This is a genomic window from Rhizobium sp. CCGE531, assembly GCF_003627795.1.
Taxonomy (GTDB): Bacteria; Pseudomonadota; Alphaproteobacteria; order Rhizobiales; family Rhizobiaceae; genus Rhizobium.
The window spans coordinates 3509358-3532104 of record NZ_CP032684.1 but is presented as its reverse complement, the minus strand read 5'-3'; the positions used below and the strand labels follow the sequence as shown (position 1 = coordinate 3532104).

At 61.9% G+C, this 22747-nt stretch carries 24 protein-coding genes; 8 read left to right on the top strand and 16 right to left on the bottom strand.

What is annotated here, in order from left to right; all coding sequences use genetic code 11:
• Position 1: 1 nt before the first annotated feature.
• Positions 2-1015, bottom strand: coding sequence for a DUF2125 domain-containing protein (locus CCGE531_RS17210; RefSeq protein ID WP_120665409.1), 1014 nt, complete (start codon positions 1013-1015; stop codon positions 2-4).
• Positions 1016-1065: 50 nt separating this feature from the next.
• Here CCGE531_RS17210 and CCGE531_RS17205 point away from each other — a divergent pair, with 50 nt between their 5' ends.
• Positions 1066-1599: a gamma-glutamylcyclotransferase gene (locus tag CCGE531_RS17205; RefSeq protein ID WP_205586454.1), complete on the top strand. Its 534-nt coding sequence runs from the start codon at positions 1066-1068 to the stop codon at positions 1597-1599.
• 32 nt (positions 1600-1631) lie between these two features.
• Here CCGE531_RS17205 and CCGE531_RS17200 read toward each other — a convergent pair whose 3' ends face one another.
• The 4 genes from CCGE531_RS17200 to ftsE form a co-directional block, all read right to left on the bottom strand.
• Complete coding sequence (locus tag CCGE531_RS17200; protein WP_120665403.1) at positions 1632-2435, bottom strand: 1-acyl-sn-glycerol-3-phosphate acyltransferase; 804 nt, start codon at positions 2433-2435, stop codon at positions 1632-1634.
• Positions 2436-2535: 100 nt separating this feature from the next.
• Positions 2536-3258 (bottom strand): YdcF family protein, encoded by a 723-nt coding sequence (locus CCGE531_RS17195; RefSeq protein ID WP_205586453.1) that lies wholly within the window; start codon positions 3256-3258, stop codon positions 2536-2538.
• A 69-nt stretch (positions 3259-3327) separates the two neighbouring features.
• Positions 3328-4275, bottom strand: a complete 948-nt coding sequence (locus CCGE531_RS17190) for an ABC transporter permease (RefSeq protein WP_120665397.1) — start codon at positions 4273-4275, stop codon at positions 3328-3330.
• A gap of 91 nt (positions 4276-4366) precedes the next feature.
• Positions 4367-5026, bottom strand: a complete 660-nt coding sequence (gene ftsE / locus CCGE531_RS17185; RefSeq protein ID WP_120665394.1) for a cell division ATP-binding protein FtsE — start codon at positions 5024-5026, stop codon at positions 4367-4369.
• Between the two features lie 210 nt (positions 5027-5236).
• Here ftsE and CCGE531_RS17180 point away from each other — a divergent pair, with 210 nt between their 5' ends.
• The 3 genes from CCGE531_RS17180 to CCGE531_RS17165 all read left to right on the top strand — a co-directional run bounded on the left by CCGE531_RS17180 (position 5237) and on the right by CCGE531_RS17165 (position 7270).
• Positions 5237-5902 (top strand): hypothetical protein, encoded by a 666-nt coding sequence (locus CCGE531_RS17180; protein ID WP_120665391.1) that lies wholly within the window; start codon positions 5237-5239, stop codon positions 5900-5902.
• A gap of 301 nt (positions 5903-6203) precedes the next feature.
• Positions 6204-6752, top strand: coding sequence for a hypoxanthine phosphoribosyltransferase (gene hpt, locus CCGE531_RS17170; RefSeq protein WP_120665385.1), 549 nt, complete (start codon positions 6204-6206; stop codon positions 6750-6752).
• A 158-nt stretch (positions 6753-6910) separates the two neighbouring features.
• Entirely contained in the window at positions 6911-7270 is a 360-nt protein-coding gene (locus CCGE531_RS17165; protein WP_120665383.1) for a response regulator, read from the top strand.
• 75 nt (positions 7271-7345) lie between these two features.
• Here CCGE531_RS17165 and CCGE531_RS17160 read toward each other — a convergent pair whose 3' ends face one another.
• From CCGE531_RS17160 to argH, 4 genes are all read right to left on the bottom strand, one after another.
• Complete coding sequence (locus tag CCGE531_RS17160; RefSeq protein ID WP_120665380.1) at positions 7346-10144, bottom strand: TIGR02302 family protein; 2799 nt, start codon at positions 10142-10144, stop codon at positions 7346-7348.
• 359 nt (positions 10145-10503) lie between these two features.
• Positions 10504-11775, bottom strand: a complete 1272-nt coding sequence (gene lysA, locus CCGE531_RS17155; protein WP_120665378.1) for a diaminopimelate decarboxylase — start codon at positions 11773-11775, stop codon at positions 10504-10506.
• Between the two features lie 12 nt (positions 11776-11787).
• Entirely contained in the window at positions 11788-11982 is a 195-nt protein-coding gene (locus tag CCGE531_RS17150) for a lipoprotein (RefSeq protein ID WP_120666915.1), read from the bottom strand.
• 100 nt (positions 11983-12082) lie between these two features.
• Complete coding sequence (gene argH, locus CCGE531_RS17145; protein ID WP_120665376.1) at positions 12083-13483, bottom strand: argininosuccinate lyase; 1401 nt, start codon at positions 13481-13483, stop codon at positions 12083-12085.
• Positions 13484-13506: 23 nt separating this feature from the next.
• Here argH and CCGE531_RS17140 point away from each other — a divergent pair, with 23 nt between their 5' ends.
• Both CCGE531_RS17140 and CCGE531_RS17135 read left to right on the top strand, forming a co-directional pair.
• Entirely contained in the window at positions 13507-14172 is a 666-nt protein-coding gene (locus CCGE531_RS17140; RefSeq protein ID WP_120665374.1) for a TlpA disulfide reductase family protein, read from the top strand.
• 279 nt (positions 14173-14451) lie between these two features.
• Positions 14452-15393: an IS110 family transposase gene (locus tag CCGE531_RS17135; protein WP_120663283.1), complete on the top strand. Its 942-nt coding sequence runs from the start codon at positions 14452-14454 to the stop codon at positions 15391-15393.
• Positions 15394-15456: 63 nt separating this feature from the next.
• Here CCGE531_RS17135 and CCGE531_RS17130 read toward each other — a convergent pair whose 3' ends face one another.
• From CCGE531_RS17130 to CCGE531_RS17105, 6 genes are all read right to left on the bottom strand, one after another.
• Positions 15457-16335 (bottom strand): 3-hydroxybutyryl-CoA dehydrogenase, encoded by an 879-nt coding sequence (locus CCGE531_RS17130; RefSeq protein ID WP_120665371.1) that lies wholly within the window; start codon positions 16333-16335, stop codon positions 15457-15459.
• A 148-nt stretch (positions 16336-16483) separates the two neighbouring features.
• Entirely contained in the window at positions 16484-17413 is a 930-nt protein-coding gene (locus CCGE531_RS17125; protein WP_120665368.1) for an electron transfer flavoprotein subunit alpha/FixB family protein, read from the bottom strand.
• Positions 17414-17433: 20 nt separating this feature from the next.
• Positions 17434-18183, bottom strand: coding sequence for an electron transfer flavoprotein subunit beta/FixA family protein (locus CCGE531_RS17120; protein WP_120665365.1), 750 nt, complete (start codon positions 18181-18183; stop codon positions 17434-17436).
• Between the two features lie 198 nt (positions 18184-18381).
• The gene (locus CCGE531_RS17115; protein WP_120665362.1) at positions 18382-18960 is read right to left on the bottom strand and encodes a cob(I)yrinic acid a,c-diamide adenosyltransferase; all 579 of its coding nucleotides are present in this window, start codon (positions 18958-18960) and stop codon (positions 18382-18384) included.
• A 13-nt stretch (positions 18961-18973) separates the two neighbouring features.
• The gene (locus tag CCGE531_RS17110) at positions 18974-19177 is read right to left on the bottom strand and encodes a twin transmembrane helix small protein (protein WP_120665360.1); all 204 of its coding nucleotides are present in this window, start codon (positions 19175-19177) and stop codon (positions 18974-18976) included.
• A 117-nt stretch (positions 19178-19294) separates the two neighbouring features.
• Positions 19295-20128: an SDR family oxidoreductase gene (locus tag CCGE531_RS17105; RefSeq protein ID WP_120665358.1), complete on the bottom strand. Its 834-nt coding sequence runs from the start codon at positions 20126-20128 to the stop codon at positions 19295-19297.
• A 101-nt stretch (positions 20129-20229) separates the two neighbouring features.
• Between CCGE531_RS17105 and CCGE531_RS17100 the strand changes: the two genes are divergently transcribed.
• Positions 20230-21192: a YihY/virulence factor BrkB family protein gene (locus CCGE531_RS17100; protein ID WP_120665355.1), complete on the top strand. Its 963-nt coding sequence runs from the start codon at positions 20230-20232 to the stop codon at positions 21190-21192.
• Here CCGE531_RS17100 and gluQRS read toward each other — a convergent pair.
• A complete protein-coding gene (gene gluQRS / locus CCGE531_RS17095; RefSeq protein ID WP_120665353.1) occupies positions 21157-22035 on the bottom strand; it encodes a tRNA glutamyl-Q(34) synthetase GluQRS in 879 nt (292 codons plus the stop codon). The two genes, CCGE531_RS17100 and gluQRS, sit on opposite strands and share 36 nt — an antisense overlap.
• Between gluQRS and CCGE531_RS17090 the strand changes: the two genes are divergently transcribed.
• Positions 22034-22723 (top strand): DNA-3-methyladenine glycosylase, encoded by a 690-nt coding sequence (locus CCGE531_RS17090; RefSeq protein ID WP_205586452.1) that lies wholly within the window; start codon positions 22034-22036, stop codon positions 22721-22723. The genes gluQRS and CCGE531_RS17090 overlap by 2 nt on opposite strands.
• Positions 22724-22747 lie beyond the last annotated feature (24 nt).

Genomic DNA, 22747 nt, shown 5'->3' with positions numbered 1-22747 from the left:
TTCAGATCGGAGGGATCTTGCCGAGCGGGATGAAGCCGCTGAGCGAGAGGCGGCCGCGATCGGCGGTGAGATCGACGGAGACCTTGTCGGCGCCGTTGGCAAGAGCCTTCAGCATCTTGGTGGCCGTCTTGATGATGTTCTTGGCGGCGGGGAGCGTCGCGGTCAGGCTATCGCCCCAGGGGCCGATCTGATTGATCTCCAGCTTGAACTGGCCGGACAGGAAGCCTTCATCGTCGAAATTGAAGGGGCCGGAAAGCGTCATGATACGGCCGTCGCCGATGTCGATGACGGCCTGATGCAGCACGCCCGCGCTGCCGCGAAGCCCTTCGCGGTCGCTGCCGTCAAGCAGGCCGGCCTTGCCTGACAGCGTCACATTGGCGCTGGTCGATGCGGTCGGCAGGGTCTGCGGAAAATCCTTGATCACGGCATTGGCGTTTTCGACGCCGATGGCGAAATCCAGATCGCTGCCGTTCTGGCTGGCATGCATCTCGGTATGGGCGGCCGTCACATCGACGCTCTGGCCGGTGAAGGAGGAAACGATGCCTGCCTTCAGCCCATTGATGACAGTCTGGCTCTGTGCAACGCCGCGGCCCTTGGCGACGAGGTTCGATTGCAGGTCGGTCCATTCCGCCGATACGGTCAGGCCTGCGGTCGTGCGCAATTCGGCGGGAGATTTCAGGCTCCAGCTGACGTGGTTGGGCTGGAAGACCGGCGCCGATGCGCTGAGCGTGTCGAAATTGGCGGAGACGCCGCGCGTTTGGTTGTCGACCGTCACCGTGTCGCAGGTCAGGCCGATCGAAAAGGGGAAGCCGTTGAAGGCCATGTTCCCGCATTTGCCGGCAACGCCGGCGCTGTTCTGCTGGCCGAGCGCCTTCAGGACACTGGTCCTGACGAAACCGGTCGCGTAGTACCATCCACCCGTGTAGAGGCCGGCCAGGACCACCACGAGCCCCAGCAGGATGAGCCACAGACGCTTGCCTCGACCGGTCGTTACGCTCTGGCTTGACGCTGCCATGTTGTTCTCCAATGGTTGGACTGAAGCTTCACAGTGATTTGGCGTTGGATATGGACGAATTTTGGGTGTTTGGCTACGGATCCCTCATGTGGAATCCGGGCTTTGGTTATGACGAAAGGGCCGAGGCCCTTATTTTCGGTTATCGTCGCTTGCTCTGCGTCCGTTCCTGGGTCCATCGCGGCACGGAAGCGAGCCCCGGCCTGGTCCTCGGCCTCGATCGTGGCGGTTCCTGCCGTGGCATGGCATTCCGTGTCCCGGCCTTCGGCTGGGACGAGGTATTGGCCTATCTGCGCGAGCGCGAACTCGTCACCAACGTCTATCTCGAAAAGACACTGCCGATTCGGCTCGCCGACGGACGGCGCGTCAGCGCCGTCACCTATGTCGTCGACCGCGCTCACAGGCAATATGCCGGTACGCTGGATGCGGTCGAGGCGGCCCATGTGGTGGAGGCTGCCAGCGGGCGCTCCGGCCCGAACGATGCCTATGTCTTCAATACGCTGACGCATCTGCGCGACATGGGCATCCGCGATCACTGGCTTGAGCAGGTCGTCGGTGAAGTGGAGCGGATGCGAAAGGCTTCCTAGCCATTCTTTTCGATGCGAGCTGTCGCAACGGCTCAAACCGCCGCGGTCACCGGCTTTGCCTTGCCGAGTTCCGCCAGGCGCTGGGCCGCGGTTGGCGGAATGGGCAGATGCGGGTTTTCGGCGATCGTTTCGACCAGCAGTTTGTCGCTCGCCTTTTCGGTCTCTTCGATCAAACGCGCGAAGAAGGCGTCCGGGTCCAATCCGGGCTCGATCGGCGGCAGGATGCGCACCTTGAAATGGCCCGGATATTTGCGGAAGGTCCGGCGCGGCCAGAACAGGCCGGGATGCATGGCAACGGCGACGACGGGTATTCCAAGGTCGCGATACACGCGGGCGATGCCGTATTTGTAGAGGGGTTCGGCGCCCGGCGGGCGGCGGGTTCCCTCGGGATAGATGATGAGCTGGCGGCCGGTGGCAAGCTCTTCGCGCGTGCGTTTCAACACGTCGAACATCACCTTGCCGCGCGCGCTGCGATCCACCGGGATCATGCGCTGTTTCTTCGCATACCAGCCGAAGAGCGGGATCCACATCAGCTCGCGTTTCAGGATATAGACTGGGTCGTCGAGATAGGGCAGCAGCGCGAAAGTATCCCAGAAGGACTGGTGCTTGGGCGCGAAGATGTAGCTGCCCTTCGGAATGTTCTCCAGGCCCTCGATCTCGAAGGTCGTGCCGACGATCTTTTCCATCAGCCATGTGCTCGATTGCGCCCATGCCTTGGGAATCGCATAGGCCGCCTTGCGCGGCATCAGGAAATAGATCGGCGTCAGCACGATCATGCGAATGATCAGATTGGCATAGAAGACGGTATTGAACAGGACCGAACGCAAGATAATCATCGAGGCTTTCCCAGCGCACCGGCTTGGCGCCGGCATTCGAAGGTCTGCCTACACGATTACGGCGTCAATAAAAAGTCGGCGCGTGGTTTCGGCTTCGATCTCAGTCATCGTCATCGCTCGGTTGCCGCGAGCGCAAGCCAATGGGCCGCCCGAGGCCGGTCAGATTGCGGGCGCCCGCGAGCAGCACCTTGGCATATTCGGAGATCATCGTGCGCAATGCATTCGGATCCGTGAACCAGTTCTTGGCCTTGAGATCGGAATTAACGACCGGATAGGCAATGAAATCGGTCGACGGATCGACATATTTCAGTTCCGCAAGGCTGCGGGGCATGTGGTAATTGTTCGTCACCACGAGAACGCTCTTGTAGCCCCTGGCATGGATCCATTTTGCCGCTTCGCGCGCATTGCCGATGGTATCGAGGGCATCATAGCCGATGTCGACGCAGCAGTTGAAGAGGTTGACGGAGCTCTGCGTCAGCTTGCGGATCTGCGACGGCGTCGTGGTCGGATGCGCGCCCGATATCAGCAGGCGGTTGCCTGCACCGGTGCGCAGCAGCTCGACCGCCTGATCGATCCGCTGATAACCGCCCGTCAGCACGACGATGGCATCGGCCTTCGGATCCGGCGGCGGCTTCAGGGTGGTGATCGAATCGGCGAAATGCAGGAAGCCGCCGAAAACGATGGCGGCGAGAAAAATGAAGGCGAAGCCGCCCCAGCGCAGGAGACGGCGAAACAAGCTGCGCCGCACGGGCCTACCGCTGCGGGATTGCTCCTGCAACGGCTGCGAACTCACGGTTTTGCGAGTCGTCAGATCCATGCTCATGATTCGCTATTATACGCCAATTGCGGCAAGGAACGGGCTGGCGGACGGTAAAAAAACATCGCCAAAGCGTCAATTCTGGACACTATCCGTCCTTCCGGGGTCGGAACGGATCAAATCTATTTCGTAGATCGTGCGCATGACGGTGAAACGCGCGGTCAGCGTTGTCAGCAATGCGATGATGATCATGGTGGCGAGGATACCGATATAGCCAAGCGCGCCGACGGAGAACGTCCCGAAAAGCGCGGTTGCCTGGTCGGTCTGCGGCGTTGCGATCGTGCGGCTCTGCAGAACGCCGGCGATGGTGAAGAACAGGGCGGCGAGCCCGCTGCCGGCCGCCGACCCTTTCAGGCTGATCTTCAGGAAATGCTTCTGGAACTCGTTGGCGACGAAGGTGCTTTCGGCGCCGACGAAATGCAGCACTTCGACGATGTGGCGATTGCCTGACAGCGCGCCGCGCGTGGCGAAGACCACCGTCAGCACCATGGCGGTAAAGACCAGCAGCAGCACGCCGGTGCCGATGAGAACCGTCGTATGCGCCATCGAAACGAGCCGGTCGACCCAGGTGCGATGGTCGTCCAGCGACGCCTGCGGGATCTGCGCCTTGAGCAGGCTGCGCATCGCCTCGAAATCCGGCGGATGCGTCTCGTCGATGGTGATGATAACGAGGCGCGGGACGGGCAGTTCCTTGATGTCGAGGCCGGCGCCGAGCCACGGCTCGAGAAGGCGTGCCGTCGCCGCCTCGTCAACGATCTGGCCGGACTTGGTGCCGACGAAGCTCAGCGCGATATCGCGGGCGCTTGCCAGCGTCTTTTCCATGTCGAGATTGTCGTCCGGCTTGATCTGGATGGTGATCTCGCGGGAAATCTGGCTCTCCCAGCTTGCCGCCGTCGAACGCACCATGCTGACGGCGCCGAGCGTCAGGCAGGCGAGAAAGGCCATGATGGCGATGACGACGATCAGCGCATTGCCCTGAATATTGGAGGACGGCACGATCGGCCCGGTCGGGCGCACGCGCATCTCCGGGCGCTTGCGTTCCACAGGCGGCGTACCGGGCGCTTGCCGTGCCTGCGGAGCGCCGGTGCCTTGCGCTTTTCTGCGGGGGGCGGGCTCAGTCATAGATATCGAGATGCCCCCCCGATAGAATCATGCGCCTGGCCTCGATCTGGTCCATCAGGGCGAGATCGTGCGTGGCAATGACGACGGCGGTGCCGAGGCGGTTGAGTTCCAGAAACAGGTTGAGCAGGCGGCGCGCCATCGGCGGGTCGACATTGCCCGTGGGTTCGTCGGCGAGCAGGATTTCCGGGCGGTCGATGAGGGCGCGCGCGATCGCCGCGCGCTGCTTCTCCCCGCCCGACAGAATCGGCGGCAGCACATTGATGCGCTCGCCCAAGCCCACCCATTTCAGCAGCTCCAATACGTCGGTGCGATAGGAGCTTTCATCCTTGCCGCGCACGCGCAAGGGCAGCGCGACGTTTTCGTAAGTGGTGAGATGTTCCAGCAGCCGGAAATCCTGAAAGACGATGCCGACGCGACGGCGCAGCAGCGGCAATTCATTGCGCGGGATCGAGGAAATCTCCCGGTCGAACATGCGGATCAGGCCACGCGTCGGCTGCAGCGACATGAAGAGCAGCCGCAACAGGGTCGTCTTGCCGGCGCCGGAAGGGCCGGTCAGGAATTGGAACGATTTCCTCGGTATGTCGAAGCTCAGGTCACGGAGGATTTCCGGACCCATGCCGTAGCGCAAACCGACGTTCTCAAAGTGAATCAACGGGCAGTCCAGTCTTCCGCAGGGTTCAATCAGGCGACTTGTTAACCAACGGCGTTAACAGCCGGTAAACTTTTCTGGAAAGGCGCCCTATTCATGGCGATCTTTGCAAAGCATTAACCATTAAAATTTACGACTGGGCAGGATTCGTTTCAATGCCCAGATTGGCAATGGGCGTCGAAACCATGTGGATCACCGCAAAGGGAGGTCATCATGGGCGCTTTTCGCCACCGTCAACAGCAGGCGGGAATGGTTTATGACCTCATTCCGCCCGAACGCGGATCGGGATCAGGCCACGCGCATCGCTTCATGCCGAAGCCCGATATCGTCGATGCCGAATTCGTGACCGTCTCCGGCGCACGCGGGAAAACCGCATCGAGCGTCAACATGCGCTATGGCGGCCACCCGCAATCACGGCCGCGGCCAGCGACGCGCAAGAATGCTCTCTCGCGCATCCTGTCCGTCCTGCGCGGCGCGGAAGAGATCCTGCAGCAGGCATCGCGGCGCAGTTTCGCGGCGCTGATCGTCTCCCTTGCCATATTGATCTTCGGCCTTTCAGGTGGCTTTTCCGGCCTGTCCAGCGCGCCGGCCGAGGGAGCGGCCGCACCGCTTCAATTCTCGCATGTGACGCTGACGCCGCGTGACGAGAACGGACTGCAGGTGCTGAAATTGAACGGCATCATCGAAAATGACAGCGGTGCCACGCTTTCGGTTCCCCAGATGCGGGCCGATCTTTTCGCCGGCGATCAGCTGGTCAGAAGCATCGTCGTGGACACGCCAGTCGATCGTCTCGGGCCGCATGAAAGCCGCGGATTTTCGACGCGATTGCAGCATCCCGGTGGAAAAACGCCGGATGTTCGGCTTTCCTTCATGCCGTAGAGCATGATGCCGAAAAGTGTAGGCGGTTTTCGGGCGACATCATGCTCAACCTATTCGATTCCGGAGCGGATTCAGATTTTAGGTCGAATCGACCTAAAATCATCCGTCTCTGGGGGTGTGTCGGGCCTGTTGATTGTGCTACGGGCTACTGCATAGTTCCTTAAATCGATTCCGATTTAAGGATAAAATTATGCAGCAGATTTAAAGTGCTACAGCGACCTTTGCGCGTCATATATGACGCGCGGCGCTGTAGAGCTTGATCGGCGGCCAAGGGCCGCGCAGCCATGGAGCATGCCAAGCAATGCCTGTCGTACGCGGGAAGAACATCGAGCCGCTTTTCACTGCCGAGCAGATTGCCGAGCGCAATCACGCCATGGCGAAGGAAATCGCCAGCGGGCCGACGAAAGATCTCCTCGTCATCGCCATCCTCAAGGGTTCGTTCATCTTCGCGGCGGACCTGTTGCGTGCGCTGCACGACACGGGGCTGGCACCCGAAGTGGAATTCATCACCCTTTCGAGCTACGGCGCCGGCACGGTTTCCCAAGGCGTACGCATCGTCAAGGACATCGACAGCGACGTTAAGGATCGTGACGTCCTGCTGATCGACGATATTCTGGAATCGGGCCGCACCCTGCGTTTTGCCAAGGAGCTGCTCTATGAGCGCGGCGCCCGCAACGTCAGCCTGGCTGTCCTGCTCGACAAGAGCGTCAAGCGGCAGGAAGAGCTGGAGGCCGATTATGTCGGCTTCGAATGCCCCGATTATTTCGTTGTCGGCTACGGCATGGATGTCGCCTACGCTTTCCGCGAATTGCCGTTCGTCGGCGTCGTCACAGGCGACGCCGAGGCCTGATTCTCAGTTAATGCAGGCGGCGTGTCCGCCTGTCCCATTCTGCTCCAGCGATGACGACTCGTTAACCACGGAGCCTGATCGCCCCCCGTCGTTTACCTATCGCAAACGGAATTCTGGTGATTTCGGTCGCGGAACATGACGGACCAGGAGCATAGGCCATGGCAAAAATTCTGATCACGGAAGACGAAGACTCGCTTCGCACCTTCGTCGCACGCGCATTGCGCCTGGACGGCCACGAGACCGAGGAAGCGGCTGACGGCGCGGAAGGTTTGGAGAAGCTGAAGCAGGGCGGCTACGACCTGTTGCTGTCGGATATCCGCATGCCCCTGATGGACGGCATCGAGCTTGCACATCAGGCGCATTCGGCCTGCCCAGGCATGAAAATCCTGCTGATGACCGGCTATGCGGAGCAGCGCGAGCGTGCCGACGACCTCATGGAAAAGATCGTCGATGTCGTCGCCAAGCCCTTCGCGCTGCCCGATATCCGCAAGGCGGTTGCGCGCGCGCTGGCTGCCTGAAATTGATTCTGGGTCAGCACGGTTGTTTTCGTGCTGGCACCATTCTGGTCATCTGCGGGTAGGTCCGAAGCGGCCTTATTGGGCCAGATTCAGCAGGCGCTCCAGATAGCGCCGTTCCTCGGTGAATGTGGGATTGTTGCTCAGCCGTTCGCGAATGGCGTCAAGAATTTGGCGTGCGCGCTCTGCCTTAATGATGTCCGGCACCATATTGTTGTCGGGATTATCCGAGAAGCCGCCATCGTTGCGCGATCGGCCGAGCGGATCGCGCCCGTTTTGGCCTCCCTGGCCCATTTGTCCCGGCATCTGACCCTGACCCTGGCCTTGTCCCTGCTGCTGCATCTGCGCCATGAGTTGATTCATCATCTCGCGCGTGCCCTTACGCAGGGCGTCCAGTGCGCGCCCCTGGCCCTGCACGGCGCCTTCGCCATTGCCTTGGGAGAGCTGGCCTGACGCGCCTTTCATCTCCTGCTGCGCCTTGCCGTAATTCTGGTTCGGCTTCATGCCCAGCGAGCCCAGGTCTTTCTGCAGCTCGCCGAGCTGCTTGCCGAGATCGTCCTGTTGCTTGCGCAATTCTTTCAGGGCGTCGCGCAGCTGGTCGGCCGTCATGTTGTCGGTTGGGTCGTTGCCCTTCTGGCCCTTCTGATTTTGGCCTGGCTGGTTCTGGCCTTGCTGCTGATCCTGCTGACCCGGATCCTGCCGGCCTTGATTCCGCTGGCCCATATCCGGGCGCATCCGATCGTTGAGGTCGGGCAGCGGCTGGTCCATCAAGCCGTCTCCATCCTCGTTGGGATCGCCGCGCTGCATGCGGTCGCGCATGGCCTGATCAAACTTGAAGGTCTGATCCATCAACTTCTGCTGATCGCGCATGATGCGGCCGAGCTTGTCCATCTGCTCGCGCATCTTGTCGTTGGCTTCGCCCTGCTGTTGCTGTTGCCCGCGCTGCGGCTTTCCAGCCTGGAGGCTGTTCATCAGCTGCTGCAGTTCCGAGAGCATCTGTTGCGCGGCCTGGCGATTGCCGGAGCGGGCCAGATTTTCGATCTGATCCATCATGCGCTGCAGGTCCTGCTGGCGCAGGACATTGGCGGCGCGCTGGTTGGGCTGGGCCGGCATGTTGCGCATCCGCTCGGCCAGCTCCTTCATATAGGCATCCATCGCCTTGCGAAGCTCGTCGGTCAGCTTCTTGATCTCGGCGTCGGAGGCGTTACGCTGCAGGGCATTGGAAAGCTTCTGCTGGGCATCCCGCAGCGCTTTTTCCGCATCGGTCAGCTGCGCGTCCTCCATGCCGAGCGCGATCTGCCAGAGATAGTCGGCCGTATCCTTCAATGACGCCTCGCCGCTTGCGAGTTTCATGCGCGTCAAAGCGGATCTGATCGCCAGATAGTTGCCGAGATCGGGAATCGCTTCTTCAGGCCGGATGGTCAGCGACTTGTTGAGCTCGATCGCCTCCGGCATCTTGCGGGTATCGAGCGCGAAGACCTGACGCTCCTCCGCCACCGCTGCGGCAAGCGGCTGGCTGAAATTACGTGACGGCAGCACCATCTCGTAAGGTGGGCTGCGGCCGGTCTGGCCTGCGCCATCCTTGGCAACCAAAGTGATGCGGACGCGCTTGCCGGCGAGCGGATCCTGCGTCAGATCATGGCTTGCCAGGGCCTTGCCGTTGCGGCGGTCGCGACGCGGCATCTCCAGTCTGTATTCAGGCAGGCCGTAAAGAGGAGTGGCCGCGGGATCGGATTCGACCGGCACGATCTCCGCATGGGCTTCCTCGACGCCGTAATCGTCCTTGACCCTGAAGCCGAGCTCCAATGCGCCGCTGGTCGTTGCGTGCGGGATGCCGTCAAACGTGATTTCCGGTGGCTTGTCGACCACGACGCTGAAGGACCAGGACTTGCCATTGACCGTCAGCTCGCCGTCTTTTTCAAGCTTGAGGACGTGGGCGCGGGCAGTCATTCCATCCGCACCGGGCGCATTGGCCGCGACGGGCGCATTGGCATTGCCGTTTGCCGCGGGTTGCGCCATCGGGATTGCCGCCGGTTTGGCGCCCGCCGGGCCTTGCTTGTCGGCATCGGCCGACTGTTCGGGAATTTCGCTGCCCTTGTCGCTGCCGGCTGCCTGGAACAACACCTTTTCGTCCGTCGAGGCGCCCGTGACGCGCACCGTGAGCTCGGAGAATTGCGGCACGTTCAGGTTATTGCCGACATTGGCGACATTGCCGGTCAGATAAACAGGCGCTTCGCCGGTATAGTAGGGCGGAGTAACCCAGGCATCGACGCGAACATCCGGATTGCTCGACGTGGAAGGGGAGGCCGTGAAGGCATCGCCCAGTGAGCCGCCGCTATTGGACATGGAAAAGCTGAAGGCCGTCACCAGCAGCAATGCGGGGATGGCGCGCAATGCAAAGCGGTCGTAGCGAGCGATATCCGGTCTAGGCAGGCCGGCATCCAATGCGGCGATGCGCTCGGCCATGCGCGTCTGGTGTTCGCGCCAGAGCGCGCGCGCAAAGGGGGTGTCGAGCGCCGGCTCGTCTTCCTGCACCGTAACAGGTTGGTGGGCGAGGCCGTTGCGCTCTTCCAGCAGCCGATCTGCCTCGCCGGTATTTGGCCAGCGCAGGCGCCGCAGCGGATAGAGGGAAATGGCGAAGCCGACCGCGAAGCCGGCAAGCAGCAGAAAGCGGAGAACATCCGGCGCAATGCGGAAAATGCCGAACCAGGCAGCCGATAGGAAAAGGGCCAGAATGGATGCCGGCAGCAGGAGCCGCGGCAGCAATTGTTCCGAGACCAGCACGATCCGGGCAAAGAGACGCTTGACCGCAACCATGCGCGCCAGCGCCGGATGGGTGGCGAAAGCGCCCTTCTTAGGGTTGCTGGGACTGGTCATCGGTCCGGTCTTCTCCCGATCTGACATTGATGGCTAGAGCATGATGCCGAAAAGTGTGAGCGGTTTTCGGACGACATCATGCTCTACTTCTTTGATTCTAGAGCGGATTCAGATTTTAGGTCGAACAGACCTAAAATCATCCGGCTCTAGTAGCCCTTTGGCGATGGCGCGGCGTCCCACACGCCCGCGCACGCGGCGCCCGGCGAGACGCCAATCAATCAAAGATAACATTCTTTGTGGCGAAGACGAGGGCAAGCGGCACCAAAGCCTGATTTTTCATCGGATTTCGCCGAAACGTGATCGGGCAGGCTGGGCGGATATTTTGCCCGTCCTGCCCGAAATTTACGAATCGAAACCGATTATCCCTCGAGCCAGGCCGGGATCGAATCCAGGCCGATCAGCTCCTCATGGGTCCCGCGCGGGCGGATGACGTGAAATTCATTGCCCTTGACCAGCACCTCCGGAACCAGAAGCCGGCTGTTGTAGGTGCCGGCCTGCACGGCGCCATAGGCACCAGCGGAGCCGATGGCGAGGAGATCGCCGGGCTTGGGCAGCGCCATGTCGCGGTCAAGCGCCAGATAGTCACCCGTCTCGCAGACCGGGCCGACGACGTCGGCCTTGATGCGCGGGGTATCGGCGGCGGCGATCGCAACCGGCCTGATCTCGTGATAGGCCTCGTAGAGCGTCGGGCGGATCAGGTCGTTCATCGCGCCGTCGACGATGACGAAGCTCTTGTCGCCGGCATCCTTCACATAGATGACTTCGGTCACCAGAATGCCGGCATTGCCAACGATCAGGCGGCCCGGCTCGGTGACGATCTTGCAATTGAGGCCGCGCAGCTGGTTCTTGACGATCTGGGCATAGGCATCCGGCAGCGGCGGCGGATTGTTGTCATCGCGATAGGGGATGCCGAGGCCGCCGCCGATATCGACGTGATGGATATCGTGGCCGTCGCCGCGCAGCGTCTCCACGAGATCGCGCAGCAGCTTGAAAGCATCGTCGAAAGGCTGCAGCTCGGTGATCTGGCTGCCGATATGCATGTCGATGCCGGTGACCTTGATGCCAGGCAGGCTGGCGGCGCGCTCATAGACGGCGCGGGCGCGCTGCCAGGAGATGCCGAACTTGTTTTCCTTCTTGCCAGTCGAGATCTTCGCATGCGTGCGAGCGTCGACGTCCGGATTGATGCGGAAGGAGACGGGTGCCACCTTGCCGGCGCGGACGGCGCGCTGGTTCAGCACTTCCAGCTCCGGCTCGGATTCGACGTTGAAGCAGTAGATGCCGGCTTCGAGCGCGACGTCCATTTCCTGCGCCGTCTTGCCGACGCCGGAGAACATGATGCGGCTTGCCGGAATTCCCGCTGCCAGCGCGCGGCGCAGTTCGCCGACGGAGACGACGTCGACGCCGGCGCCCAAGCGGCCGAGCGTCTTCAGCACCGCCTGGTTGGAATTGGCCTTCATGGCGTAGCACACCATGGCGTCGACATCGCCGAAGGCTGCCGCGAAGATGCGGTAGTGGCGCTCCAGCGTCGCCGTCGAATAGATATAGAACGGAGTGCCGACCGCCTTGGCGATCTCGGGAACCGGAACATCCTCGGCATAGAGGATACCGTCGCGATACTGAAAATGGTTCACGATCGATGCCTATTAGAGAAGCGGATCGAGGAAGAACTTCTTGTCCTGCTCACCCGGTTGCTTCGTCGGCTTGGAGACGTCGCCGCCCTTGGTCGCTGCCGCGCTCGGCGGGTCGAGATCGCCTTTGCGGCCACATCCGACCACGGCAAGGCCGACGACCGAAAGCACGACGGTCAGGCGGATGATATGCGGCATGTTGATCTGCATCGAAATCCTCTTGGGCGGCAAACGCGGAAAGCAGTCCTTCATAGCGAAGTTTCCGAGCCTTGTGCACCCTGATTGTTTGATTGTGTTTTCGGCGATTTTCTCAGTTGCGGGCGCGCCAGAAGGCGATCTGCTTGCGCACTTCCGAAGGTGCCGTGCCGCCGAAGCTCTTGCGGCTGGCAACCGAAGCCTCGACCGTCAGAACGTCGAAGATCTTGTCGGTGATATCGGGATGGATCGCCTGCAGATCCTCGAGCGACAATTCCGCGAGTTCGCAGGATTTGCTTTCGGCAAGTGCCACGGCGCGTCCCGTCACGTGATGGGCATCACGGAAGGGCAGGCCCGCCTCGCGCACCAGCCAATCGGCAAGGTCGGTGGCGGTGGAATAGCCGGAGCCGGCGGCGGCCTTCATGCGGGCGGTGTTGATCGTCATGTCGCGCATCATGCCGGTCATGGCGGCAATCGCCAGTTCCAGACTTTCAGCGGCGTCGAACACCTGTTCCTTGTCTTCCTGCATGTCCTTGGAATAGGCGAGCGGCAGGCCCTTCATGATCGTCAGCAGCGCCACCAGCGAGCCATTGATGCGGCCGGTCTTGGCGCGCACGAGCTCGGCGGCATCCGGGTTCTTCTTCTGCGGCATGATGGAGGAGCCGGTGGAGAAGGCGTCGGAGAGGCGCACGAAGCCGAATTGCGGCGTCGACCAGATGACGATTTCTTCGGCCAGCCGCGATAGATGCATGCCGGCGATGGCGGCGATCGACAGGAATTCGAGGGCGAAATCACGGTCGGAGACGGTGTCGATCGAATTGCGGGTTGGCTCGCGGAAGCCGAGCTCCTTGGCGGTCATGTGGCGGTCGATCGGGAAGCCGGTGCCGGCAAGGGCCGCGGCGCCGATCGGCGATTCATCCATGTGTTCGATGGCATGGCGCACGCGCGAGCGGTCGCGGCCGAACATCTCGACATAGGCCATGCAATGGTGACCGAAGGTGACGGGCTGCGCCGTCTGCAGATGCGTGAAGCCGGGCATGACGCTGTCGGCATGCTCTTCGGCGCGATCGAGGAAGGCCGAGATCAGCTCGGTCAGCGCCTGCTCGCACTTCTGCAGCTCTTCCTTCACCCAGAGGCGGAAATCGAGCGCGACCTGGTCGTTACGCGAGCGGGCCGTGTGTAGACGTCCGGCAGCCGGGCCGATCAGGGTCGCAAGCCGCGCCTCGACGTTCATATGGATGTCTTCGAGGCGGCGGGAGAATTCGAAATTGCCGCTTTCGATCTCTGACAGGATCGTGTTCAGGCCGTGAACGATCTTGTCTTTATCCTCGGTTGAAATGATGCCTTGATGGGCGAGCATGCTCGCATGCGCGATTGAGCCGCGGATGTCCTGGGCAAACAGCTTCTTGTCGAAACCGATCGAGGCATTTATCTCCTCCATGATCGCCGCGGGGCCGGAAGCGAAGCGTCCGCCCCACATCTGGTTGGAGGATTTGGTGTCCGTGCCGTCAGTCATGAGATGCCCACCTGGAGAATGTAATGACAGCAAAGAAGCCGTTCGGTCTGCCGTCCATGAAACTCGTTCTGCTCGCCGCCGTCGCTGGGGTTATTGCCGGCGCGGCAGCGGTATACGTGAAGGAGGCGGGGTATGGCAATGGCGTTGGTGAAACGGCCTTAGCCGATCAATGCGGATCGGCAAGGGATCGCGCCGCCGCGCTGACGCCGTTCACCAAGGGGCAGGTCGCCGCCATGAGCCTGCCGCCGGCGCCGATCTCGCTCAAGGATGTCTCTTTCAAGGGTGCAGAAGGACAGCCGCTGTCGATCGGCAATTTCGCCGGCAAGACCGTGCTGCTGAACGTTTGGGCGACCTGGTGCGTGCCGTGCCGCGAGGAAATGCCGGCGCTGAACGCGCTCGAGAAGAGCAACGGCAACGACAAGTTCGAGGTCGTCGCCATCAATATCGACACGGGCGACGATGAAAAGACGAAAGCCTTCCGCACCGAATATGCGATCGACAAGCTCGGCTACTACCGCGACAATACCATGGGCGTGTTCAACGTACTGAAGAAGCAGGGCCTCGCCTTCGGCCTGCCGGTGACGCTGCTCATCGACGACAAGGGCTGCCTGCTGTCAGCCATGAACGGACCGGCGGCTTGGGATAGCGATGATGCGAAGGCGCTGGTGAAGGCTGCTGCGGGGATTTAGGCGATCTTGTTGCTCAATCATCCGCCCTCGTGGTTCGAGGGTCGCCCTTCGACAAGCTCAGGGCTTCCACCTCACCATGAGGGCTAACCGTCTGAGCTCAGCGCACAGGTAGCTCCGACCTCATCCTTGTACGTTGGCGATAGTGTAAGATGGGTGGCGTGACGGAGGTGCGTGTCATCCTTGGGTCTTGAACCCGTACCTCAGCAAGCGTCTCTGTCGCATCCTTTCTGCTCGAACGGTTGGCTGGGCTTCGAGCCCGCGTTGCAAGGAGGAGCACCCATGAATGCCTCACAGGATGTTATGGTCGGGATAGACGTCTCCAAGGCTTATCTTGACGTCGCGCTCGACGGCGCCACATCGGTGGCGCGATGGAACAATGATGCGGCAGGTTGCGATGGGCTTGCAGCCGCGGTCGCGGGAGCTAGTCTGGTCGTCGTCGAAGCAACCGGCGGCTACGAGATGCGCATGGTGCGCACATTGATGGCGGCCGGTATTGCGGTTGCCGTCGTCAATCCCCGCCAGGTCCGCGATTTTGCCAGAGCCAGTGGCCGATTGGCCAAGACCGATCAGGTCGATGCCCGGGTCATCCTGCACTTCGCCAAGGCGATGCGGCCGGCACAGATCCCCCATATCGACGACGGCCGCATCGCCTTGGCCGCGCTGGTGGCCCGCCGTCGGCAACTCATCGACATGGCCGTTGCCGAGAAGAACCGCCTCGAACATGCATCTGCGGATATCGCCGCCCTCATTCACGAGCTGCTTGCCTCCTTCAAGGCGCAGCTTACCCGCATCGACACGGCCATCACCCTGGCCATCGAGACCGAACCCGATATGGTCGAACGGCGCGATCTTTTGCTTTCCGTGCCCGGCATCGGCGAGATCACCGCCGCCATTCTCATCGCCGAACTCCCTGAACTCGGCAGCATCGATGACAAGAAACTTGCCGCCCTGATCGGCGTTGCACCAATGGCCCACGACAGCGGCGCCATGCGCGGCCAGCGCCATATCGCAGGTGGACGGTCCGCCGTGCGCTGCGCCCTCTACATGGCGACCTTGTCAGCCCTCCGCTGTTCGCCAACCATCAAGGCCTTCTACGCAAGGCTGCGCGATGCCGGCAAACCGCCAAAGGTCGCCATCGTCGCCGCTATGCGAAAACTCGCAACCATCCTCAACACAATCGTCCGAAGACGGACACCCTGGATCAACCAACACGGTTGCTGAGGTGCGCAGGCCAAAGGCCGAAGCCTCGAAGGACGAGGGTCGGCCCCGAGGCTGCCGAAAGGCTTATCGCGTCGGAACCGGTGTTTCGCCGCGGTAGTCGTAGAAGCCGCGGCCGGATTTGCGGCCGAGCCAGCCGGCTTCGACATATTTCACCAGCAGCGGGCAGGGGCGATACTTGGAGTCGGCGAGCCCGTCGTGCAGCACCTGCATGATCGACAGGCAGGTATCGAGGCCGATGAAATCGGCAAGCTGCAGCGGGCCCATCGGGTGGTTGGCGCCGAGCCGCATGGCGGTGTCGATGGCATCGACGGTGCCCACGCCTTCATAGAGCGTATAGATCGCCTCGTTGATCATCGGCAGCAGGATGCGGTTGACGATGAAGGCGGGGAAGTCCTCGGCGACGGTGATCGTCTTTTCCAGCGAGGTGACATAATCCCTGGCGGTGGAGAAGGTCGATTCGTCGGTCGCGATGCCGCGCACCAGCTCCACCAGCTTCATCACCGGGACCGGGTTCATGAAGTGGATGCCCATGAAGCGTTCGGGGCGGTCGGTGGCGGAAGCAAGGCGGGTGATCGACAGCGACGACGTATTGGTGGCCAGCAGCGCCTCGGGCTTCAGCACCGGACACACCTGCGCATAGATCTTGCGCTTGACGCTTTCGTCTTCCGTGGCGGCTTCGATGGCGAGATCGACCTGGGCGAGATCGTTGAGATCGGCAGAGCCGGTGATGCGCGCAAGAGCTGACTTGCGCTCCTCGTCGGTCGTCTTGCCGGAGGCGACCTGGCGGGCAAGGTTGCCGTTGATGGTGGCAAGTCCGCTTTCGATGCGATCCTGCGCCAGATCGTAGATATGGACCTTATAGCCGGCCATGGCGGATACGTGGGCGATGCCGCAGCCCATCTGGCCGGCGCCGATAATACCGATCGTCTTCAGCGAACTCATTGCCAACTCCCCGGCGGCGCGCTCTTGGCGGTGCGCTATGCTCTTAACCACAAATTTGCCGGGCCATTACTAGCCCGGCAAAGATTGATAGACCTATAAGAGACGATTTTCCAGTCTCTCGCAACTGCGAGAAAGTCGATCGGCGCGATCACAGCGCCTTTTGCAGCTCCGGCAGTGCTTCGAAGAGGTCGGCGACGAGGCCGTAGTCGGCGATCTGGAAGATCGGAGCTTCCTCGTCCTTGTTGATGGCGACGATGACCTTACTGTCCTTCATGCCGGCCAGATGCTGGATGGCGCCGGAGATGCCGCAGGCGATATAGAGCTGCGGGGCCACCACCTTGCCGGTCTGGCCCACCTGCCAGTCGTTCGGCGCATAGCCGGCATCGACGGCAGCACGCGATGCGCCGACGGCGGCGCCGAGCTTGTCGGCGACCGGGAGGATGACCTCGCGGAACTTTTCCGCCGAGCCGAGGGCGCGACCGCCCGAGATGATGATCTTCGCCGATGTCAGCTCCGGACGATCGGAGGAGGAGAGCGCATCGCCGATGAAGGTGGATAGCGCCGGATCGGCGACGGCCGAGATCGTCTCGATCGCCGCATTGCCGCTGCTGTCTGCCGCGGCAAACGAGGCCGTGCGCACGGTGATGACCTTCTTTGCGTCGGTCGACTGCACCGTCTGGATGGCATTGCCGGCATAGATCGGGCGCTTGAAGGTATCGGCCGAGACCACTTCGATGATTTCCGAGACCTGGGCGACATCGAGCAGGGCCGCCACGCGCGGCAGCACGTTCTTGCCGACCGAGGTGGCGGCACCGATGATGGCGTCATAGGAACCGGCAAGCGAAACGATCAGCGCCGCCAACGGTTCTGCGAGATTGTTGGCAAGGCTTGCATCCTCGGAAACCAGCACCTTGGAAACGCCTGACAGTTTTGCCGCCTCGCCGGCCGCAGCCTGGGCGCCGGCGCCGGCAACGAGCACATGCACGTCGCCGCCGATCTTGGTGGCTGCCGTCAGCGCCTTGGCGGTCTGGTCGGAAAGGTGGGCATTGTCGTGATCAGCCAGAAGAAGAATGGCCATGGGTATTATCCTTTCCTATCCTAGAGCACGCCGGCTTCGGTCTTGAGCTTCTCGACCAGCTCGGCAACCGACTTGACCTTGACGCCCGCCTTGCGGCCCGACGGCTCTTCCGTCTTCAGCACCTTCAGCCGCGGCTCGGTCGACACGCCGAAATCGGCAGGCGACTTCTTGTCGAGCGGCTTCTTCTTGGCCTTCATGATATTCGGCAGCGAGGCGTAGCGCGGCTCGTTGAGGCGCAGGTCGGTAGTGACGACAGCCGGAAGCTTGACCTCGATCGTCTGCAGGCCGCCATCGACTTCGCGGGTGACCTTGGCGCTTCCCTCACCGATCTCGATCTTCGAGGCGAAGGTGGCCTGGGCGGTGCCGAGCAGGGCTGCCAGCATCTGGCCGGTCTGGTTGCTGTCGTCATCGATCGCCTGCTTGCCGACGATAACGAGGCCCGGCTGTTCGGCGTCGGCGACACCTTTCAGGATCTTGGCGACAGCGAGCGGCTCGACCTGATCGTCGGTCTCGACCAGGATGGCGCGATCAGCCCCCATGGCGAGCGCCGTCCTCAGCGTCTCCTCGGCCTTGGCAGGCCCGATCGACACGACCACGACTTCCTCGGCCTTGCCGGCTTCCCTGAGCCGCAGCGCCTCTTCGACCGAGATCTCGTCGAACGGGTTCATCGACATCTTCACGTTCGAAAGCTCGACGCCACTTCCATCCGGCTTCACGCGGATCTTTACGTTGTAATCAACCACCCGCTTCACTGGGACGAGAATTTTCATGGAATCCTTCCTTCAACATGACCGCCCGAGAACATGCGCTGCTTAGCGCCATTCCATTTGTCGAATGGCGACATGGATACGCGTTTTTCCCCCAATTACAACGCTTCCAGGCCGCCGAGAGACGAATTGCTTGAAAGGCATAAATAACGTTTACGTCAACATCAATATGCGGTGCCTCTCGTGAATGATTTTGCCCCACTACCGATTCTTGCCGGGAACCCACAGTACGTCGGCGCGGCCGCGATCATTGGCATGCCGCGCGGCGACGAAGAGAAAATCGGAAAGGCGGTTGATATATTTCAGCGCCGTCGGGCTGACGCGCTCGCCTTGCTCGCGCGACAGCGCCACCATGAGGCGTTCCGCGCGCCGGGCAATGGTGCGGGCAAGGTGCAGATGGGCGGAGGCCGGGCTGCCGGCCGGGAGCACGAAGGACCTCAACGGCTCGAGATCGGCGTTGAGCAGATCGATATCGTGCTCGATGCGTTCGACCTGATGGTCGACGACGCGCAGCGGTTCATAGGCCGGCGGTTCGTCCGTTTCAGGTGTGGAAAGATCGGCGCCGAGATCGAAGAGATCATTCTGGATGCGCATCAGCATGGCGTCGAGATCGGGCCGCTCAACAGTATGCAGCCGGGCGACGCCGATGGCGGAATTGGCTTCGTCGACGGTGCCGTAGCTTTCGACGCGCAGGTCGTGCTTCAGCCGCCTCGGGCCGGCGACGAGGCCCGTAGTGCCGTCATCGCCGGTCTTGGTGTAGATCTTGTTGAGCTTGACCATCGTGTTCCTGTGGTTAGGCCGGGCGGCCGCCGCCCGTCAGCCAGAGCGTCAGCATGATCAGAATGATCGCGACCGCCTGCAGCAGGACACGCAATTGCATCAGCCGGTTCGAAAGGTTCGGATTGTCGCCTTTCATCATGTTCCACAGGCCGCGAACGAGAACGATCGCGACAAGTCCCATGACAATGATGGCGGCGGTATAGGTAAAGGTCGACATGGCTCCTCCATCCTTGTCTTTAAAGCGGTTCAGCCTTTCACGGATCTCCGAGCCGCTCTATCTCGTTGCTTTTCGCAATTCCGGCGGAAAACCGCTGGGCACTTTTCCGGGATTGCTCTAGTCCAGCCGGCGCATCAGACGATAGAAAAGGTTAGCCGGCAATAGCCTTTTCAAGAGGACGCCCTGCTTTGCGGGCGTCGTTACCAGATAATGTGGGCGCGGGCTCCTCACATTCAAAGCCAATTTTAGCACATCATAGACGGCTTCAGGACCCAATTTATGCTTGTTGATCGGGCCGGAGCCATCCAGCCGCCTGATCTGCCTGCGGTATTCCACCGCATGGGCGGACCCCTCGAGGTCGATATGCTCGCGGATCTTGGCGAGCGCATTGGCGGTAAAGCGCGTCGCGATCGGGCCGGGCTCAATGAGGCTCACATGGATGCCGCTGTCCTGCAGCTCCATTCGGAGCGTGATCGTCAGCCCTTCGAGCGCAAATTTCGAGGCCGTATAGGCGCCGCGGAAGCGATAGGGGACCAGCCCGAGAATGGACGAGCAATTGACGATGCGGCCATGGCCTTGGCTGCGCATCAGCGGCAGGATCTGGCGCGTCAGCTCGTGCCAGCCGAAGAAGTTCGTCTCGAACTGTTCGCGCAGCACATCGGTCGTGAGATCCTCGACCGCACCCGGCTGACCATAGGCGCCGTTGTTGAAGAGGGCGTCGATGCGGTCGCCGGTGCGCTCCCGCATCGTTGCGACCGCGGCGGAAATCGTCTCCGGGCGGGTGTAGTCCAGAAGCAGCGCTTCGATGCCGTCCGCCGTGAGCGGCGCGAGATCGGCTTCGTTGCGCACGGTCGCGAAAACGCGCCATCCGTCGTCGCGCAAGACCCGGGCGCAATGAGCGCCGATCCCGGAGGAGCAACCAGTCAGCAGGATGATGCGTTGTTCCGCCATGGTAAGATGATTCCTGTACAAACCGGAACTCGTTTCCCATATTCAGGAACCCGATACAATCGACAACCGGCGGATGAATGCCGACGTCAAGCGGAGATGGAATGCCGACAGCGCTGCGGACGATTTACAAGGTGATCTACGACGCGGTGTTCCATTTCGTCGAGGATGACGGGTTCGCCATGGCAAGCCATGTCGCGCTTTCGACGCTGCTGGCCGTCTTCCCCTTCCTGATCTTCGGCACGGCGCTGGCAAGCTTCCTCGGGGCCAGCCAGTTCTCGTCGACGGCGGTGCATCTGATCTTCGACACCTGGCCGGAAGCGATCGCCAAGCCGCTGGCCGATCAGGTGGTGCAGGTGCTGACGATCCCGCGCGGCGGGCTGCTGACGATCTCCGTGCTTGCGGCCGCCTATTTCGCCTCGAACGGCGTCGAGGCGCTGCGCATATCCCTCAATCGTGCCTATCGCGTTCCGGAAACCCGGCCGTGGTATTTCAACCGTCTCGCCAGCCTCGGCTACGTGCTGATCGCCGTGCTGATCTTTGCGATCCTCAGCATCCTGCTCGTCGCCGTGCCGCTCGCGCTGAATTACACCCGGCAATGGCTGCCGCAGCTTGCCGATATTCTCGAGATCGTCTTCAGCTGGCGGATCTACGGCACGATCTTCCTGCTGCTCGCCGGCCTCATGATCCTGCATCTGTGGCTCGCGGCCGGCCACAGGCGGATCTTCGACGTCATTCCCGGCGTGCTGCTGACCTTGATCTTCTGGTCGATCGGCGCGCTGCTCTTTGCCTATTATCTCTCGACCTTCGCCAATTATACCGCCACCTATGCCGGTCTGGCGTCGGTGATGATCGTGCTGATCTTCCTCTATATGCTGGCCGTGATTTTCATCATCGGTGCGGAGATCAATGCGGCGCTGATGAAGTTCCGCGTGCGGCGGTTATTGTTCGGCAAGGTGGCGAGCCGTGCGGCCGTCGAGGTGCCATCGGAAAAAATACCCTCGGAGTCAGGGGCCGAATCGGGGGCCAAATCAGAGAGCGATGCGTCGGCGAAGCTCCGCCGGTGACAGGCCCTGCCGGCGCCATTCGGCAATGCCGGTATCGCCCATGCTCTTGGAAAGCTTTTTGCCGTCGCTGCCGAGAAGGAGGCGGTGGTGATGATAGAGCGGTTCCGGCAGGTCGAGAAGGGCCTGCAGCAGGCGATGGATCGAGGTGGCGTGGAAGAGGTCGAGTCCGCGCACGACATGGGTGATGCCCTGCATGGCGTCATCGACGACAACAGAAAGATGATAGCTCGAGGGCGCGTCCGAGCGCGACAGCACGACATCGCCCCAGGCGGCGGGGTCGGCGAGGATAGTACCCGTCTCACCGTCGCCGCTTTCCTGCCAATGGAGCTGTCCGCCCGCCGCCAGCGCTTTTTCCATGTCGAGACGCCAGGCGTGTTTCATGCCCGATGCCAGCAGGCGGCGCTGCTCTGCATCGCCGCGCTCGCGGTCGTCGGGCGGATAGAGCGGCGTGCCGTCCGGATCGCGCGGCCAGAAGCTGCCATCCGCCTCGAAGGCGGCGACGCGGGCCTTGACCTCACCGCGCGTCAGGAAGGCGGGGTAGACGAGGCCACGGTCGATCAGCGCCTGCAAGGCTTGCTGATAGGCCGGAAAATGTTCGGACTGCCGGCGCACCGGCTCCTGCCAGCGAAGGCCGAGCCAGGAGAGATCTGAAAAGATGCCGGCTTCGAAATCGGGTGTGCAGCGCGTCTGATCTATGTCTTCGATGCGCAGCAGGAAGTCGCCGCCGGCCTTTGCCGCCATGTCGTGATTGAGAATGGCCGACAGCGCATGGCCGAGATGCAGCGGGCCGTTGGGGCTCGGGGCAAAACGGAATTTCGGCTTTTGACGGGGAATCTCGATCATGCTTTCTTCTGCCACGAATTTGAACCGGGGACCACGAGACGCCATGCAGATCATTCGCGACGAGCGCGACATCGAACGGGGCCTGGCTGCGCTATTGGAGCTCGACCCGCGCCTGCGGCGTGTTGCCGCAGAGGCAGGCGCCTTGCCGCTGCGCCTGCGCGAACCGGGCTTCGAAGGGCTCGCCCATATCATCGTTTCGCAGGTCGTCTCCCGCGCCAGCGCCGATGCGATCTGGGGGAAGATGATCGCCGGAATGGGCCATGTGACCGCCAAGGGCTATGCCGGCCTGCAGCCGGAAGCGTGGCGAACCTTCGGCCTGTCGCGAATCAAGCACGAGACGCTGGCTCGCGTGGCCGAAGCGGTTGCCGGCGGCAGCCTCGATCTGCAGGCGCTCAGCGCCGAATCACCGGACAAGGCGCTTTCCGAGCTGACTTCCATCAAGGGAATCGGCCCCTGGACGGCCGAGGTCTACCTGATGTTCTGCGGCGGTCACGCAGATGTGTTTCCGGCGGGCGACGTGGCACTGCAGGCGGCCGTCGGCATGGCTTTCGGCCATGAAGTCAGGCCCTTGGCCAAGGCCGTTGCCCGGGAAGCAGCGGTTTGGGCGCCCTGGCGCTCCGTTGCCGCCCGGCTTTTCTGGGCCTATTATGCGGTGAAAACGCGGCGGGATGCGCTGCCTATAGTTTAATCAGCGCCTCCCAGCGTTCGCCTT